General features: G+C 69.0%; 14 protein-coding genes. All 14 read left to right on the forward strand.

What is annotated here, in order from left to right; genetic code table 11:
• The first annotated feature begins 77 nt into the window (after nt 1-77).
• The 14 genes from CDN38_RS25050 (at nt 78) to wag31 (ending at nt 16,263) form a co-directional block, all read left to right on the forward strand.
• Entirely contained in the window at nt 78-1,637 is a 1,560-nt protein-coding gene (locus CDN38_RS25050; protein ID WP_075512769.1) for a UDP-N-acetylmuramoyl-L-alanyl-D-glutamate--2,6-diaminopimelate ligase, read from the forward strand.
• Complete coding sequence (locus CDN38_RS25055) at nt 1,634-3,199, forward strand: UDP-N-acetylmuramoyl-tripeptide--D-alanyl-D-alanine ligase (protein ID WP_075512770.1); 1,566 nt, start codon at nt 1,634-1,636, stop codon at nt 3,197-3,199. The genes CDN38_RS25050 and CDN38_RS25055 overlap by 4 nt, the downstream gene beginning before the upstream one ends.
• Complete coding sequence (gene mraY / locus CDN38_RS25060) at nt 3,196-4,275, forward strand: phospho-N-acetylmuramoyl-pentapeptide-transferase (RefSeq protein ID WP_075512771.1); 1,080 nt, start codon at nt 3,196-3,198, stop codon at nt 4,273-4,275. Before CDN38_RS25055 ends, mraY begins: the two co-directional genes overlap by 4 nt.
• Before the next feature lies 1 nt (nt 4,276).
• Nucleotides 4,277-5,719 (forward strand): UDP-N-acetylmuramoyl-L-alanine--D-glutamate ligase, encoded by a 1,443-nt coding sequence (gene murD / locus CDN38_RS25065; RefSeq protein ID WP_075512772.1) that lies wholly within the window; start codon nt 4,277-4,279, stop codon nt 5,717-5,719.
• A gap of 5 nt (nt 5,720-5,724) precedes the next feature.
• A complete protein-coding gene (gene ftsW, locus CDN38_RS25070; RefSeq protein ID WP_075512773.1) occupies nt 5,725-7,470 on the forward strand; it encodes a putative lipid II flippase FtsW in 1,746 nt (581 codons plus the stop codon).
• The gene (gene murG, locus CDN38_RS25075) at nt 7,467-8,654 is read left to right on the forward strand and encodes an undecaprenyldiphospho-muramoylpentapeptide beta-N-acetylglucosaminyltransferase (protein WP_099319252.1); all 1,188 of its coding nucleotides are present in this window, start codon (nt 7,467-7,469) and stop codon (nt 8,652-8,654) included. The genes ftsW and murG overlap by 4 nt, the downstream gene beginning before the upstream one ends.
• Nucleotides 8,651-10,117: a UDP-N-acetylmuramate--L-alanine ligase gene (murC, locus tag CDN38_RS25080; RefSeq protein WP_075512775.1), complete on the forward strand. Its 1,467-nt coding sequence runs from the start codon at nt 8,651-8,653 to the stop codon at nt 10,115-10,117. Before murG ends, murC begins: the two co-directional genes overlap by 4 nt.
• Nucleotides 10,114-11,079 carry a cell division protein FtsQ/DivIB gene (locus tag CDN38_RS25085; protein WP_075512776.1) on the forward strand — a complete coding sequence of 322 codons (966 nt, stop codon included), beginning with the start codon at nt 10,114-10,116 and terminating at the stop codon, nt 11,077-11,079. The genes murC and CDN38_RS25085 overlap by 4 nt, the downstream gene beginning before the upstream one ends.
• A 202-nt stretch (nt 11,080-11,281) precedes the next feature.
• Nucleotides 11,282-12,424: a cell division protein FtsZ gene (gene ftsZ, locus CDN38_RS25090; protein ID WP_036415022.1), complete on the forward strand. Its 1,143-nt coding sequence runs from the start codon at nt 11,282-11,284 to the stop codon at nt 12,422-12,424.
• Nucleotides 12,425-12,515: 91 nt separating this feature from the next.
• A complete protein-coding gene (pgeF, locus tag CDN38_RS25095) occupies nt 12,516-13,232 on the forward strand; it encodes a peptidoglycan editing factor PgeF (RefSeq protein WP_180276383.1) in 717 nt (238 codons plus the stop codon).
• Nucleotides 13,233-13,237: 5 nt separating this feature from the next.
• Nucleotides 13,238-14,014: a YggS family pyridoxal phosphate-dependent enzyme gene (locus tag CDN38_RS25100; protein ID WP_075512789.1), complete on the forward strand. Its 777-nt coding sequence runs from the start codon at nt 13,238-13,240 to the stop codon at nt 14,012-14,014.
• Nucleotides 14,015-14,079: 65 nt separating this feature from the next.
• A complete protein-coding gene (locus CDN38_RS25105) occupies nt 14,080-14,760 on the forward strand; it encodes a cell division protein SepF (RefSeq protein WP_075512778.1) in 681 nt (226 codons plus the stop codon).
• A gap of 178 nt (nt 14,761-14,938) precedes the next feature.
• Nucleotides 14,939-15,229: a YggT family protein gene (locus CDN38_RS25110; RefSeq protein ID WP_023364806.1), complete on the forward strand. Its 291-nt coding sequence runs from the start codon at nt 14,939-14,941 to the stop codon at nt 15,227-15,229.
• A gap of 254 nt (nt 15,230-15,483) precedes the next feature.
• Nucleotides 15,484-16,263, forward strand: coding sequence for a DivIVA-like cell division protein Wag31 (gene wag31, locus CDN38_RS25115; RefSeq protein ID WP_075512779.1), 780 nt, complete (start codon nt 15,484-15,486; stop codon nt 16,261-16,263).
• Nucleotides 16,264-16,332: the final 69 nt, after the last annotated feature.

The following is a 16,332-nucleotide window of genomic DNA, read 5'->3' on the forward strand; positions in this document are numbered from 1 at the left end:
GCGGGTGCGTCTAGGTAGGGTGTCAACGCCGACCATGGCGATCTCTCAACATCTGCGGTCGGACGGAGGTGGTGCCAATGGCGGAGTCGATGCCCAATGGGTTACGCCCTCGTACCGTCGCGGGGGTGAAGCTGGCTGTACTGGCGGCGCAGACCGGCGCGGTACCAGACACCAGTGCGGATTACCCCGAAATCTTCCGGGATGTGCAGGTCACCGGCGTGACACTGCGTGCCCAGGACGTCCAGCCCGGTGACCTGTTCGCGGCCCTGCCCGGCTCGACCACACACGGCGCCCGTCATGCCGTCGATGCCATCGAGCGCGGGGCCGTCGCGGTGCTTACCGACGCCGACGGAGTCGCCGCGATGGGTGCCCACGCGGCGAGCGTGCCGGTATTGGTGCATCCGGCACCGCGCAGCGTGCTCGGGGGGCTGGCCGCCGCCGTGTACGGCCGCCCGTCCGAGCAGCTCACGGTCGTCGGCATCACCGGAACATCGGGCAAGACCACCACCACCTATCTGGTGGAGGCCGGTCTACGGGCCGGCGGTCGGGTCGCCGGGCTGATCGGCACCATCGGCATCCGCATCGACGGCGCCGACATCCCGAGTGCGCTGACCACACCGGAGGCGCCCGCCTTACAAGCGATGCTTGCGGAAATGTCCGAGCGCGGCGTGGACACCGTAGTCATGGAGGTGTCCAGTCACGCGCTGGCCCTGGGCCGGGTGGACGGCACCAGCTTCGCCGTCGGCGGCTTCACCAACTTGTCGCGTGACCATCTGGACTTTCACCCCACCATGGAGGACTACTTCGAGGCCAAGGCTCTGCTGTTCGACCCGGCCTCGGCGCTGCGCGCCGACACCGTCGTGGTGTGCGTCGATGACGACGCCGGGCGCGCGATTGCCGAGCGGGCCGGTAATGCGATCACCGTGAGCGCGCGCGATCGGGCCGCGCACTGGAGCGCCGTCGACGTCGTGCCGATGGGCGCCGCCGGACAGGAATTCACCGCCGTTGACCCGGCCGGCGTCCAGCACCGGGTGCGCATCGGCTTGCCGGGCAGCTACAACATCACCAATTGCCTTCTGGCGCTAGCGATTTTGGACACGGTTGGGGTCTCACCGGAACAGGCTGCGCCGGGCTTGCGGCAAGCCCGAGTCCCGGGGCGGCTGGAACAGGTGGACCGTGGTCAGGATTTTCTGGCGCTGGTCGACTACGCCCACAAACCAGGTGCCTTGCGCGCGGTGTTGACTGCGCTGGTGCGCCCGGACCGCCGGTTGGCGGTGGTCTTCGGTGCCGGTGGTGAACGCGACCCGGGCAAGCGTGCGCCGATGGGTGCCATTGCGGCCGAGCTCGCTGATTTGGTCGTCGTCACCGACGACAACCCGCGCGGCGAGGATCCGGCGGCGATCCGGCGGGAAATTCTGACCGGCGCGGCGGCGGCCGGCGCCAATGCAGGGGTGGTCGAGATCGCCGATCGTAGAGACGCGATCCGTTATGCGGTCGCCTGGGCAGGACCCGGTGATGTGGTCCTGGTCGCCGGCAAGGGCCACGAAACCGGCCAGCGCGGCGGCGGAGAGGTTCGCCCGTTCGACGACCGGGTGGAACTGGGTGAGGCGCTCGAGGCTTTGGAGAAGCGCACGTGATCGACCTGACCGTCGCCCAGATCGCCGACATTGTCGGTGGCAGGCTGGCCGATATCTCGCCGGAGGACGCCGAGCAACGCCGCGTCACCGGGACCGTCGAGTTCGACTCGCGCGCGGTCGGCCCCGGCGGATTGTTTCTGGCGCTGCCGGGCGCGCATGTTGACGGACACGACTATGCGGCGTCGGCGGCAGCGGCCGGCGCGGTCGCCGTGCTGGCCGCTCGGCCGGTCGGTGTTCCGGCCATCGTGGTGGCGCCTGATCAGTCGCGAGTCGACACCGCCGCCGGAGTGCTCGAGCACGACGCCGACGGGTCGGGCGCGGCTGTGCTGGCCGCGCTGGCGAAACTGGCCAAGGCGGTGGCCGCGGAACTGGTCGCCGGCGGGCTGACCATCATCGGGATCACCGGTTCGTCGGGCAAGACATCGACCAAGGATCTGGTGGCCGCGGTGCTAGAACCGTTGGGCGAGGTGGTTGCCCCGCCCGGATCCTTCAACAACGAGCTGGGTCATCCCTGGACGGTGTTGCGCGCCACCCGCAACACCGACTATCTGGTTCTGGAGATGTCGGCCCGCCATCCCGGCAACATTGCCGCGCTGGCCGAGATCGCGACCCCGACCATCGGGGTGGTGCTCAACGTGGGCACCGCGCACCTGGGCGAGTTTGGCTCCCGGGAGGCCATCGCGCGGACGAAATCCGAGCTGCCACAATCGGTTCCGCGATCGGGGGTGGTCATCCTCAATGTCGATGACGCGGCCGTGGCGGCAATGGCAGAGGTGACCGCGGCGCGGGTGGTTCGGGTCAGTCGCGCCCGCACCACCGGCGATGTCTGGACCGGGCCGGTGTCGTTGGACGCGCTGGCCAGGCCGCAGTTCACTATGTACTCGGGCGACGCCGCCGTGCAGGTGCGGCTGGGGGTCTACGGCGACCACCAAGTCAGCAATGCGCTGTGCGCGGCTGCCGTTGGGCTGGAATGCGGCGCCAGCCTGGAGCAGGTGGCAACCGCGCTCGGCGCAGCGGGCCCGGTGTCAGCGCATCGGATGCAGGTGACCACCCGCGCCGACGGGGTGACGGTGATCGACGACGCCTACAACGCCAACCCGGATTCGATGCGGGCCGGTCTGCAGGCACTGGCCTGGATCGCCCACGGCGGCTCCGGCAGCGGGTCCGACCGCCCCGCGAAAAGGCGCAGTTGGGCGGTCTTGGGTGAGATGGCAGAACTCGGCGCGGATGCGATAGCCGAGCATGACCGTGTCGGCAGGCTCGCGGTGCGTTTAGATGTGTCTCGACTCGTTGTCGTGGGAACCGGGAGGTCGGTGAGCGCCATGCACCACGGAGCGGTCCTGGAAGGGGCGTGCGGCTCGTGGGGAGCTGGGGCTGATAGGGGGGCCGTCAACGTCGCGGACGCCGATGCCGCGCTGGCACTGTTGCGCGCCGAAGTCCAACCCGGGGATGTGGTCCTGATCAAGGCGTCGAACTCGGCAGGCTTGGGAGCCCTGGCTGATGCACTGGTCTCGGACGGCGCAGTTGGGGGCGTCGGCAATCGCGGGAGCGCACACCCATGAGACAGATCCTGATCGCTGTCGCCATCGCGCTGGCGGTTTCCATCCTGCTCACCCCGGCGCTGATCCGGCTGTTCACCAAACAAGGCTTCGGTCACCACACCCGCGACGACGGCCCACCCAGCCACCACAGCAAACGCGGCACGCCGTCGATGGGCGGGGTGGCCATTCTGGCCGGCATGTGGGCGGGCTACTTCGGCACCCACCTCGCCGGCCTGGCGTTCGACGGCGAAGGCATCTCCGCGTCCGGTCTGCTGGTGCTGGGCCTGGCCACCGCGCTGGGCGGCGTCGGATTCCTCGACGACATGATCAAGATCCGCAGGTCACGCAACCTCGGGCTGAACAAGACCGCCAAGACCGTCGGGCAAATCACCTCCGCCGTGCTGTTCGCGGTGCTGGTGCTGCAGTTCCGCAATCCGGCCGGCATCACGCCGGGCAGCGCACAGCTGTCCTACGTGCGTGAGATCGCCACCGTCACGCTGGCTCCGGCACTGTTCGTGCTGTTCTGCGTGGTCGTCGTCAGCGCCTGGTCGAACGCGGTCAACTTCACCGACGGCCTCGACGGGCTGGCCGCCGGCTGCATGGCGATGGTTACCGGTGCCTACGTGCTGATCACCTTCTGGCAATACCGCAACGCGTGCGTTACCGCGCCGGGATTGGGCTGCTACAACGTGCGTGACCCGCTGGACCTGGCGCTCATCGCCGCCGCGACCGCCGGCGCCTGCATCGGTTTTTTGTGGTGGAACGCCGCGCCCGCGAAGATCTTCATGGGCGACACCGGCTCCCTGGCATTGGGTGGTGTGATCGCCGGGCTGTCGGTGACCAGCCGCACCGAGCTGCTGGCGGTGGTGCTGGGCTCGCTGTTCGTCGCCGAGATCACGTCGGTGGTGCTGCAGATTCTGACATTCCGCACGACCGGGCGCCGGGTGTTCCGGATGGCGCCCTTCCACCACCATTTCGAGTTGGTCGGCTGGGCCGAAACCACGGTGATCATCCGTTTCTGGCTGCTCACCGCCATCAGCTGTGGTTTGGGTGTGGCCTTGTTCTACGGTGAATTTCTGGCTGCGATCGGTGCCTGACGTGCTTGAGCCCCTGGTGCCGGGCGCGCCGGTGCTGATAGCCGGTGGCCGGGTGACCGGCCGCGCGGTGCTGGCGGCGCTGGCCCGGTTCGGCGCTAAGCCCACGGTGTGCGACGACGATCCGGTGATGCTAAAGCCTTATGCCGACGACGGTGTGGCGACCGTGGAGCCGTCGGCGGCGGTATCGCAGATCGCCGAGTATGCATTGGTGGTCACCAGCCCCGGGTTCCAGCCGACGACGCCGGTGCTGGCCGCGGCCGCCGCCGCGGGCGTGCCGATCTGGGGTGATGTCGAGCTGGCCTGGCGGCTGGATGCGGCGGGGCGCTACGGGCCGCCGCGTCGCTGGCTGGTGGTGACCGGCACCAACGGCAAGACCACCACTACCTCGATGCTGCACGCCATGCTGATCGCGGCCGGCCGGCACAGCGTACTGTGCGGAAACATCGGCAGCCCGGTGCTGGAGGTGCTCGACCAGCCGGCCGATGTGCTGGCCGTCGAGTTGTCGAGTTTCCAGCTGTACTGGGCGCCGTCGCTGCGGCCCGAGGCCGGCGTGGTGCTCAACATCGCCGAAGATCACCTGGACTGGCATGGCACCATGGCCGCCTACACCGAGGCCAAGGCGCGGGTGCTGACCGGCCGGGTGGCGGTGGTCGGCCTGGACGATCCCCGCGCGGCGGCCCTGCTGGATACCACGCCGGCGCAGGTGCGGGCCGGCTTCCGGCTCGGTGAGCCCGCCGCCGGGGAGCTGGGCGTGCGCGACGGCTACCTGGTTGACCGCGCCTTCGCCGCCGACCTGCCGCTGCTGCCGGTCGCCGCCATCCCGGTCCCGGGCCCGGTCGGGGTGCTCGACGCGCTGGCCGCGGCTGCGCTGGCCCGCTCTGTCGGGGTGTCCGCCGAGGCGATCGCCGACGCGGTCGCGTCGTTTCAGGTCGGCCGGCACCGCTCGGAAGTGGTGGCGGTCGTCGACGGCGTCACCTACGTCGACGACTCCAAGGCCACCAACCCGCACGCCGCACAGGCATCGGTGCTGGCCTACCCGCGGGTGGTCTGGCTGGCCGGTGGGCTGCTCAAGGGCGCATCCGTGGATGCCGAGGTGGCACGCATGGCATCGAGGCTGGTCGGAGCGGTGCTCATCGGCCGCGACCGGGCAGCGGTTGCCGAGGCGTTATCACGACACGCGCCGGATGTCCCCGTCGTCCAGGTTGTGACAGGCGAGGATGTTGATATGGCTGTGGCTTCTGATACTGATGTGACAAAAGTTGATGATTCCGTCGAACCGCTCGGCGCGCGCGTGATGACCGCCGCGGTGGCCGCGGCCAAAGAGATGGCCAAACCCGGCGACACGGTGCTGCTGGCGCCGGCCGGCGCATCGTTTGACCAGTTCAACGGTTACGCAGACCGGGGCGACGCGTTCGCGGCCGCGGTCCGTGCCGCGGTCCGGTAGGCAGCGTGCGCAGCGCAGTCACCCGGCTGATGCACCGGGGTAAGGCCGACATTGCCGACATTGCCGACATTGCCACGGCCCACGGGCCGGCCGAGCCGGGGGAGACGGCCCAGGCTGACGAGCAGGCCGACGTTGCGGCGTCCCCGGACGAGCCGGCGGGCGAGCAGACCGGCGAGACGTCGGGCGAGAACTCGGCCGAGAAATCCGGCGAGAAATCCCGGGCCAAGCCCGAGGAGGCCGGTCCGCGCACCCGGTTCGGCGTCTGGCTGGGCCGGCCCATGACCTCGTTTCACCTGATCATCGCCGTCGCCGCGCTGCTCACCACGCTCGGCTTGATCATGGTGCTCTCGGCCTCCGGCGTGCGCTCCTATGACGACGACGGGTCGGCCTGGGTGATCTTCGCCAAGCAGGTATTGTGGACCGTCGTCGGTCTCATCGGCTGCTACGTCGGGCTACGCATGTCGGTGCAGTTCCTGCGCCGCATCGCCTTCTCCGCCTTCGCGTTCACCCTCGTGTTGTTGGTGCTGGTGCTGATTCCGGGAATCGGCAAGGAAGCCAACGGTTCCCGCGGCTGGTTCGTGGTGGCGGGCTTTTCGATGCAGCCGTCGGAGCTGACCAAGATGGCGTTCGCGGTCTGGGGTGCGCATCTGCTGGCGGCCCGGCGGATGGAACGGGCGTCGCTGCGGGAAATGCTGATTCCGCTGGTGCCGGCCGCGGTCGTGGCGCTGGCGTTGATCGTCGCCCAGCCCGACCTGGGACAGACGGTGTCGATGGGCATCATCCTGCTGGGGCTGCTGTGGTACGCGGGGTTGCCGCTGCGCGTTTTCGCCAGCTCACTGGCAGCGGTCGTCATCTCCGCGGCGATCCTGGCGATGACCGCGGGTTACCGGTCCGACCGGGTGCGGTCTTGGCTCGATCCCGAGAACGACCCGATGGACTCGGGCTACCAGGCCCGGCAGGCCAAGTTCGCGCTGGCTCACGGCGGAATCTTCGGCGACGGGCTGGGCCAGGGTGTGGCCAAGTGGAACTATCTGCCCAACGCCCACAACGACTTCATCTTCGCGATCATCGGCGAGGAGCTTGGCTTCATCGGCGCGCTCGGGCTGCTGGGACTGTTCGGGCTGTTCGCCTATACCGGCATGCGGATCGCTCGCCGGTCGGCCGACCCGTTTCTGCGGCTGTTGACCGCCACCGTCACGTTGTGGGTGCTGGGACAGGCGTTCATCAACATCGGTTACGTGATTGGGCTGTTGCCGGTGACCGGGCTGCAGCTGCCGCTGATCTCGGCCGGTGGCACCTCGACGGCCACCACCTTGTCGATGATCGGCGTCATCGCCAACGCGGCGCGGCATGAACCCGAGGCGGTGGCCGCGCTGCGCGCCGGCCGCGACGATACAGTGAACCGACTGCTGCGGCTGCCGCTACCCAAGTCTTACGTGCCGACCCGCCTCGAGGCGTTTCGGGACCGCAAGCGCCCTCGCCCGCAATCGGCCAGGCAGCCGGCCAAACAGCCGCCCAGGCAGCCGGCCGCCCGGAAGGCGTCCAAGGCGGTTCGCAAATCCGGGGAGCCGGCGCGACCGGCGTTGCCGCGACGGGCCGATCGGCCGGTTCGCCGGTCCGCGGGTACCCCTCACGCGCCGGGGCGGGGGCACCACCCGGTTGCGGGGGAGCATCATAGAGCGGGTCAGCGGTACGCCGGCCAGCGTCAGACAGGTCGGGTTCGGGCATTGGAAGGTCAGCGTTACGGGTGAACGACTCGGTCAGGGAGCCGGCCGGTGGGCAGTGGGTGACCGACTACGGTCCATCGCTGTCGATCGTGCTCGCCGGCGGCGGCACCGCCGGCCATGTGGAGCCCGCGATGGCCGTCGCCGATGCGCTCAGCGCCCTGGAGCCGAATGTCCGGATCACCGCGCTGGGCACCCCCCGCGGGCTGGAGACGACGTTGGTGCCCGCCCGCGGCTATCACCTGGAGCTGATCACCCCGGTGCCGTTGCCGCGCAAACCCAGTGGCGACCTGGCCCGGCTGCCGCCGCGGGTGTGGCGTGCCGTCGCGGAGACCCGGGCGGTGCTCGACGCGGTCGACGCCGACGTCGTGGTCGGTTTCGGTGGCTATGTCGCGCTGCCCGCCTACCTGGCCGCGCGGGGCATACCCGGCCTGCCCAGGCGCAGCCACCGGATCCCGGTGGTGATCCACGAGGCCAACGCCAGGGCCGGGTTGGCCAACCGGGTGGGTGCCCGCACCGCCGCCCGGGTGCTGGCGGCGGTGCCGGATTGCGGGCTGCGGGGCGCCGAGGTGGTCGGGGTCCCGGTCAGGCAGGCCATCACCGCCTTGGACCGCGCGGCATTGCGCGCCGAGGCCCGGGCCCACTTCGGCTTCGCCGACGACGCCCGGGTGCTGCTGGTGTTCGGCGGTTCGCAGGGCGCGGTCTCGCTCAACCGGGCGGTGTCAGCGGCCGCGGCCGACCTGGCCGCCGCGGGTGCTTCCGTTCTGCATGCCCACGGGCCCAAGAACGTCTTGGAGCTGCGCACCCCCGACGCCGGTGACCCGCCGTACGTCGCGGTGCCCTATCTGGACCGGATGGATCTGGCCTACGCCGCCGCCGACCTGGTGATCTGCCGATCCGGCGCGATGACGGTCGCCGAGGTGTCCGCCGTAGGGCTGCCGGCCATCTACGTGCCGCTGCCGATCGGCAATGGCGAGCAGCGGCTCAATGCGCTGCCGGTGGTCAACGCCGGCGGCGGCATGGTGGTTGCCGACGCCGACCTCACTCCGGCCCTGGTGGCTCGCGAAGTCGCCGGGCTGCTCACCGATCCGCCCCGGCTGGCGGCGATGACGGCCGCCGCCGCGCAGGTGGGACACCGTGATGCGGCCCGGCAGGTGGCCCAGGCGGCGCTGGACACCGCGCGGCGGGCTCGTGCCAGGAGAGTGACGTGAACACCGCGCAGTTGCCGCCCGAACTGCAGCGGGTCCACATGGTCGGCATCGGCGGAGCCGGCATGTCGGGCATTGCCCGCATCCTGCTGGATCGCGGCGGCCTGGTGTCGGGCTCGGACGCCAAGGAGTCACGCGGTCTGCACGCGTTGCGGGCGCGCGGCGCGCTGATCCGGATCGGGCACCACGCGGCGTCGCTGGACCTGCTGCCCGGCGGCGTCACCGCCGTCATCACCACCCGTGCCGCCATCCCCAAGACCAATCCCGAACTGGTCGAAGCCCGGCGCCGCGGCATCCCGGTTCTGCTGCGTCCGGTCGTGCTGGCCAAGCTGATGGCCGGCCGCACCACGCTGATGGTCACCGGAACGCACGGCAAGACCACCACGACGTCGATGCTGATCGTCGCGCTGCAGCACTGCGGGCGCGACCCCTCGTTCGCGGTGGGCGGTGAACTGGGCGAGGCCGGCACCAACGCCCATCACGGCAGTGGGGACTGCTTTGTCGCCGAAGCCGACGAAAGCGACGGCTCGCTGTTGGAGTACACCCCCGACGTCGCCGTGGTCACCAACATCGAGTCCGACCACCTGGACTTCTACGGCAGCACCGAGGCTTATGTCGGGGTGTTCGACTCCTTCGTGGAGCGGCTGGCGCCCGGGGGCGCGCTGGTGGTGTGCACCGACGATCCCGGCGCGGCCGCACTGGCCCGACGCTCCGCCGAGCTGGGAATCCGGGTGCTGCCCTACGGGTCGGCCGAAACCGCCGGGGCGCCGTTGGCCGCGACCTTGCTGTCCTGGGAACAGCGCGGCACCGAAGCCGTGGCGCATATCCGGTTGGCCGGCGAGCGGCACCCGCGGGTGATGCGGCTCGCGGTGCCCGGACGGCACATGGCGCTCAATGCGCTGGGTGCGCTGCTGGCGGCGATCGAAGTGGACGCCGCGATCGACGAGGTGCTCGACGGCCTGGCTGGATTCGAGGGAGTGCGCCGTCGATTCGAGCTGGTCGGCACGGTGGGATCGATACGGGTGTTCGACGATTACGCCCACCACCCGACCGAGATCGGCGCCACGCTGGCGGCCGTGCGCTCGGTCGTCCAGCACCGCGGCGCCGGTCGGCTGCTGGTCGTTTTCCAGCCGCATTTGTACTCGCGCACCAAGGCTTTCGCCGCCGAGTTCGGTCGCGCCCTCAGCGCCGCCGACTCGGTATTCGTGCTCGACGTCTACGGCGCGCGCGAACAACCGCTTGCCGGCGTCAGCGGAGCCAGCGTCGCCGAGCACGTGAGCGTACCGGTGCGCTACCTTCAGGATTTCTCGGCGGTGGCCGGCGAGGTCGCGGCCACAGCCGGGCCGGGTGACGTCATTGTCACCATGGGCGCCGGCGACGTCACCCTGTTGGGTCCGGAGATCGTGTCCGCGCTGCGGGCGCAGGCCAACCGCGCCGCGCCCGGCCGGCCGGGAGTTCTGCAGTGACCCAACCCGACGAGGGCAGCCCGATCGACGTGGTCGCCGGCGACTCCGCAGACGTCGGTGCCGACGCGGTCACCGAGCCACTCGCCACCGAGGCGTCCGAGGCGTCCGACGCGCCGGACGCGCAGCAGTCGGCAGCCGAAGGTGACTTCGAGGGCCCGCGCCGCCGGGCCCGGCGCGAACGTGCCGAGCGTCGTGCCGCCCAGGCTCGTGCCGTCGCCATCGAGCAAGCCCGGCGCGAGGCCAAACGACGGGCCCGCGGCCAAGTCGTCAAAGAGCCCAAACCCGTTGCGCGCGGCGTTGTTCAGGGATTGAAGATGCTGCTGGCCACCGTGGTGTTACTCGTCGTCGGGGTGGGGCTGGCGCTGATCCTGTATTTCACGCCCGCGATGTCGGCACGCGACATCGTCGTCGTCGGGGTCGGCGCGGTGACCCGCGAGGAGGTTCTCGACGCCGCCCAGGTGCGTCCCGGAACGCCGTTGCTGCAGATCAACACCAGCCAGGTCGCCGACCGGGTGGCGGCGATCCGGCGGGTGGCCAGCGCCCGGGTGCAGCGTCAGTACCCGTCGGCGCTGCGGATCACCATCGTGGAGCGGGTCCCGGTGGTGGTCAAGGACTTTCCCGACGGGCCGCACCTGTTCGACCGCGACGGCGTGGATTTCGCGACCGGTCCGCCGCCACCGGCGCTGCCGTACATCGACGTGGACAATCCGGGCCCCACGGATCCCGCCACCTTGGCCGCGTTGCAGGTGTTGACCGCGCTGCGTCCCGAGGTCGCGCGCCAGGTGGGCCGGATCGCGGCGCCCTCGGTGTCCTCGATCACCCTCACGCTGGCCGACGGGCGAGTGGTGATTTGGGGGACCACCGACCGTGTCGAGGAGAAGGCCGAGAAGCTGGCGGCGTTGTTGACCCAGCCCGGGCGGACCTACGACGTGTCCAGCCCGGACTTGCCGACCGTGAAATGACGTGGGGCGCAGCGAGCCGGCCCACAAAAATTTGCGGGTGACGCGTCGGCGCGCCTGCACGGTTAGCACCCGTCGTACCCATACGGTTCTGGTTACGCGGAAGTACTTGACATAACTCTAAATCTATGGTTGAGGTTGAGAGTTTTGCAAGCAGACACACCGCAGGAGGAACCGAGTTTCCCTTCAGGGAGGAAGACGAATGATGACCCCCCCGCATAACTACCTGGCCGTCATCAAAGTCGTGGGCATCGGCGGCGGCGGCGTCAACGCCGTCAACCGGATGATCGAGCAGGGACTCAAGGGCGTGGAGTTCATCGCGATCAACACCGACGCGCAGGCTTTGTTGATGAGCGATGCCGACGTCAAGCTCGACGTGGGCCGCGACTCGACCCGCGGGCTGGGCGCCGGCGCCGACCCGGAGGTGGGACGCAAGGCCGCCGAGGACGCCAAGGACGAGATCGAGGAGCTACTCCGCGGAGCTGACATGGTGTTCGTCACCGCCGGTGAGGGCGGCGGCACCGGAACCGGCGGGGCGCCCGTCGTCGCCAGCATTGCCCGCAAACTGGGGGCGTTGACCGTCGGCGTCGTCACCCGGCCGTTCTCCTTCGAGGGCAAGCGGCGCAGCAACCAGGCCGAAAACGGTATCTCGGCCCTGCGGGAGAGCTGCGACACCCTCATCGTGATTCCCAACGACCGGCTGTTGCAGATGGGCGATGCCGCGGTGTCGCTGATGGACGCTTTCCGCAGCGCCGACGAGGTGCTGCTCAACGGTGTTCAGGGCATCACCGACCTGATCACCACGCCCGGTCTGATCAACGTCGACTTCGCCGACGTCAAGGGCATCATGTCAGGCGCCGGCACCGCGCTGATGGGCATCGGCTCGGCCCGCGGTGACGGCCGGTCGCTGAAGGCCGCCGAGATTGCCATCAACTCGCCGCTGCTGGAAGCCTCGATGGAGGGCGCACAGGGTGTGCTGATGTCGATCGCCGGCGGCAGCGATCTGGGCCTGTTCGAGATCAACGAGGCGGCCTCGCTGGTGCAGGACGCCGCTCATCCCGACGCCAACATCATCTTCGGCACCGTCATCGACGACTCACTCGGCGACGAGGTGCGGGTAACGGTGATCGCGGCCGGCTTCGAGGCCGGTGGTGCCAGCCGCAAGCCTCCCGGGGTGGCCGAGACGGGCGGCGCGCACCGCATCGAGTCGGCCAGGGCCGGCAAGCTCACCTCCACGCTGTTCGAGCCGGTCGACGCCGTCAGCGTGCCACTACACACCAACGGGGCGACCCTCAGCATCGGCGGCGATGACGACGACGTCGATGTGCCGCCCTTCATGCGCCGCTGAGGGTTTCGATTTGCTTGCCAGTGCGCGACAAACCGGCCGCGGCGCGACATCGGTGCAACCTGGCGGGCATCGGGCTTCGGATACTGGGAAGGTGAGCGTTCGCATCCGCCGGGTGATCACCACCCGGGCGGGCGGTGTGTCCAGGCCGCCGTTCGACACCTTCAACCTCGGCGACCACGTCGGTGACGACCCGGCCGCCGTGGCGGCCAACCGGGCGCGGCTGGCCGCGGCCATCGGGCTGCCTGCCGAGCGGGTGGTGTGGATGAATCAGGTCCACGGTGACCGGATCGCGGTGGTCGACGCGCCGCAGAGCGCCGCCGTCGGCGGCAGGGTGGGCACCGATGGATTGGTGACGGTCACCCGGGGACTGGCGCTGGCGGTGTTGACGGCCGATTGCGTGCCGGTGTTGCTGGCGGATGCGCGTGCCGGTGTCATCGCGGCGGTTCATGCCGGCCGGGTCGGTGCACAGCACGGGGTGGTGGTCCGCGCGGTCGAGGCGATGCTGGATCTGGGCGCGCGGGCCGGCGACATTTCGGCGCTGCTGGGCCCGGCGGCCAGTGGCCGCAATTACGAAGTGCCCGCCGGCATGGCCGACGAGGTCGAGGCGGCGTTGCCTGGCAGCCGCACCACCACGTCGGCCGGAACGCCGGCACTCGATCTTCGCGCCGGAATCGCTTGCCAGCTAAGAGGTTTGGGCATTACGTCGATCGATGTCGACCTTCGGTGCACGGTGGCGGACCCGACGTTGTTCAGCCATCGACGCGGCGCCCCCACCGGGCGGCTGGCGTCTGTGGTGTGGATGGAATGACCGCGATGGTGGTGGATCTTTCGGCGCAAGCAGATCGTCAATCGGAATTGACGCGCGCGTTGGCCGCGGTGCGGTCCCGGCTCGCGGCCGCGGCCGAGGCGGCCGGTCGTAATGTCGGCGAAATTGAACTTCTGCCCATTACCAAATTCTTTCCAGCAACCGATGTTGTGATTTTGTGCCGATTGGGTTGCCGCGCCGTTGGCGAATCCCGCGAACAGGAAGCTGCGGCCAAGGCGGCCGAAGTGGCTCGGCTGTTGGCGGCACAGCCAAGGGCCGGGCATGGCGGCATCAACTGGCACATGGTGGGACGAATCCAGCGCAACAAAGTGCGTTCGCTGGCGCGGTGGGCGCACACCGCTCATTCGGTCGACAGCCCGCGGTTGGTGACGGCGCTGGATCGGGCGGTCACCGCGGCGCTGGCCGAACGCCGTCGCGACCGTCCGTTGCGGGTTTACGTCCAGGTCAGCCTCGACGGCGACGTGTCACGCGGCGGTGTGGACATCACCGAGCCCGGAGCGGTGGATCAGATCTGTGCGCAAGTCGACGATGCGCCAGGCCTGGAACTGGTCGGTTTGATGGGAATCCCGCCCCTGGACTGGGATCCGGACGAGGCGTTTGACCGGCTGCAATCCGAGCACAGCAGGGTGCGCGAGTCGTTCCCCCGGGCGGTCGGGCTGTCCGCCGGCATGTCCAGTGATTTCGAAACCGCCGTCAAACATGGTTCGACGTGTGTGCGTGTCGGTACCGCGCTATTGGGTCCGCGGCGGTTACGGTCACCGTGAATAGTCACTGTAGTCACACCTTCATCACAGACAACAGGTAACCCAGGGCTAGAAGGGGTCAATCGATGAGCACACTGCACAAGGTCAAGGCCTACTTCGGTATGGCTCCGATGGAGGAATACGACGACGAGTATTACGACGACCGCGCGCCTTCGCGCGGTTATTCGCGGCCCCGATTCGACGACGATTACGGCCGTTATGAAGGACGCGACTATGACGATCCCCGGGACCCCCGCCGCGATCCGCGCGCCGATCTGCGTGGCGACTTGCGCGGCGAGCCGGCCGACTATCCGCCGCCCAGCAGCTATCGCGGCGGGTATCCCGACGAACCGCGATTCGCGCCCCGCGAGTTCGACCGCCCCGACATGGCGCGGCCGCGCTTCGGCTCGTGGTTGCGCAACTCCACTCGCGGCGCGCTGGCGATGGACCCGCGCCGGATGGCGATGATGTTCGAGGAAGGCCACCCGCTGTCCAAGATCACCACGCTGCGGCCCAAGGATTACGGCGAGGCGCGCACCATCGGCGAGCGGTTCCGCGACGGCACGCCCGTCATCATGGACCTGGTGTCGATGGACAACGCCGACGCCAAACGGCTCGTCGACTTCGCGGCGGGGTTGGCCTTCGCGTTGCGCGGCTCGTTCGACAAGGTCGCCACCAAGGTGTTCCTGCTGTCGCCTGCGGACGTCGACGTGACCCCGGAGGAGCGTCGCCGGATCGCCGAAACCGGTTTCTACGCTTACCAATAGCGCATCTGGCGATGCACGGCCCGGTGGGTGGCAGCTGAGCCCGCCGGGCTGGTTGCGGGCCCGGCCCGGTCGCTGGCGATCGCACCACATGTGTGTCCGTCGGCCGAGTCGGTAGGCTTGCGCTTGCCGGCCTCACGGACGGCACATTCACATCCTCGTCGGTAAGGTCGGGCTCTCGTTGGTGCTGTTTTTTCAGATCCTTGGGTTTGCGCTGTTCATCTTCTGGCTGCTGCTGATCGCGCGGGTCGTCGTCGAGTTCATCCGCTCGTTCAGTCGCGACTGGCGCCCGACCGGGCTGACGGTGGTGATCCTCGAGATCATCATGTCGATCACGGATCCACCGGTTAAGCTGCTGCGCCGGCTGATCCCGCAACTCACCATCGGCGCGGTGCGCTTCGACCTGTCCATCATGGTGCTGCTGCTGGTGGCGTTCATCGGGATGCAGCTGGCGTTCGGCGCCGCGGCCTGAGCCATGCAGTCATTGCCCGGACATAGTTGGGCGACGGTTCGGCCACGATTCGGCGACAGGTTTGGGCGCGGGATTTTCAAATCTAAGAAATGTGATTTATTTGCCTCAGAGATTGAAATTGGCCCTTATTTATTAGTCCAATCGGCAACCGCCGAGTCTGGTGTGACAGGATGGACGGTAGTTGCACGACGGCTACCGCTCCGTTCTACACTTTCCAGATCGTTTGACCGTCCAGGAACTCGAGGGGACAAACAATGCCGCTTACACCTGCCGACGTCCACAATGTGGCGTTCAGTAAGCCGCCTATCGGCAAGCGCGGGTACAACGAAGATGAGGTTGACGCCTTCCTTGACCTGGTGGAAAACGAACTGACCCGGCTCATCGAAGAGAATTCCGATCTGCGCCAGCGGATCGCCGAGCTGGACGCGGAGCTGGCCGCGGGCGGCGCCGGTGCCGGCGTGACCGCCGCGCCCACCCAGGCGATGCCGGTCTACGAGCCCGAACCCGAGCCGGTCCGGGCGGCTCCGACGGGAACCAACGAGGAGCAGGCCCTCAAAGCGGCCCGGGTGCTGAGCCTGGCCCAAGACACCGCCGACCGCCTCACCGCCACCGCCAAGGCCGAGTCGGACAAGATGCTGGCCGATGCCCGCGCCAACGCCGAGCAGATCGTCAGCGAGGCCCGCCATACCGCCGAGACCACCGTCGCCGACGCCCGGCAGCGCGCCGACGCGATGCTTGCCGATGCCCAGGCCCGGTCCGAGGCCCAGCTGCGGCAGGCCCAGGAGAAGGCCGACGCCCTGCAGGCCGACGCCGAACGCAAGCATTCCGAGATTATGGGGACGATCAATCAGCAGCGCACCGTGCTGGAAGGCCGGCTCGAGCAGCTGCGCACGTTCGAGCGCGAGTACCGCACCCGTCTCAAGACCTACCTGGAATCCCAGCTCGAGGAACTCGGTCAGCGCGGCTCGGCGGCACCGGTCGATTCCAGCGCCGATGCCGGCGGTTTCGACCAGTTCAACCGGGGTAACAACTAGCGCGACACGGGCCGCACACTCGCCGGGCTGCAAGGCCGGTGCTGCGAGCTTGGTACGTTTAGTTGCTGC

Source organism: Mycobacterium ostraviense (genome assembly GCF_002705925.1).
In the GTDB taxonomy this organism is placed as follows: Bacteria; Actinomycetota; Actinomycetes; order Mycobacteriales; family Mycobacteriaceae; genus Mycobacterium; species Mycobacterium ostraviense.

Excerpts from the sequence above, each read along its gene's own strand:
- CDN38_RS25050 (WP_075512769.1), top strand. The coding sequence starts at position 78 with ATGGCGGAGTCGATGCCCAATGGGTTACGCCCTCGTACCGTCGCGGGG.
- wag31 (WP_075512779.1), top strand. The coding sequence starts at position 15,484 with ATGCCGCTTACACCTGCCGACGTCCACAATGTGGCGTTCAGTAAGCCG.
- CDN38_RS25100 (WP_075512789.1), top strand. The coding sequence starts at position 13,238 with ATGGTGGTGGATCTTTCGGCGCAAGCAGATCGTCAATCGGAATTGACG.
- mraY (WP_075512771.1), top strand. The coding sequence starts at position 3,196 with ATGAGACAGATCCTGATCGCTGTCGCCATCGCGCTGGCGGTTTCCATC.
- ftsZ (WP_036415022.1), top strand. The coding sequence starts at position 11,282 with ATGACCCCCCCGCATAACTACCTGGCCGTCATCAAAGTCGTGGGCATC.
- CDN38_RS25105 (WP_075512778.1), top strand. The coding sequence starts at position 14,080 with ATGAGCACACTGCACAAGGTCAAGGCCTACTTCGGTATGGCTCCGATG.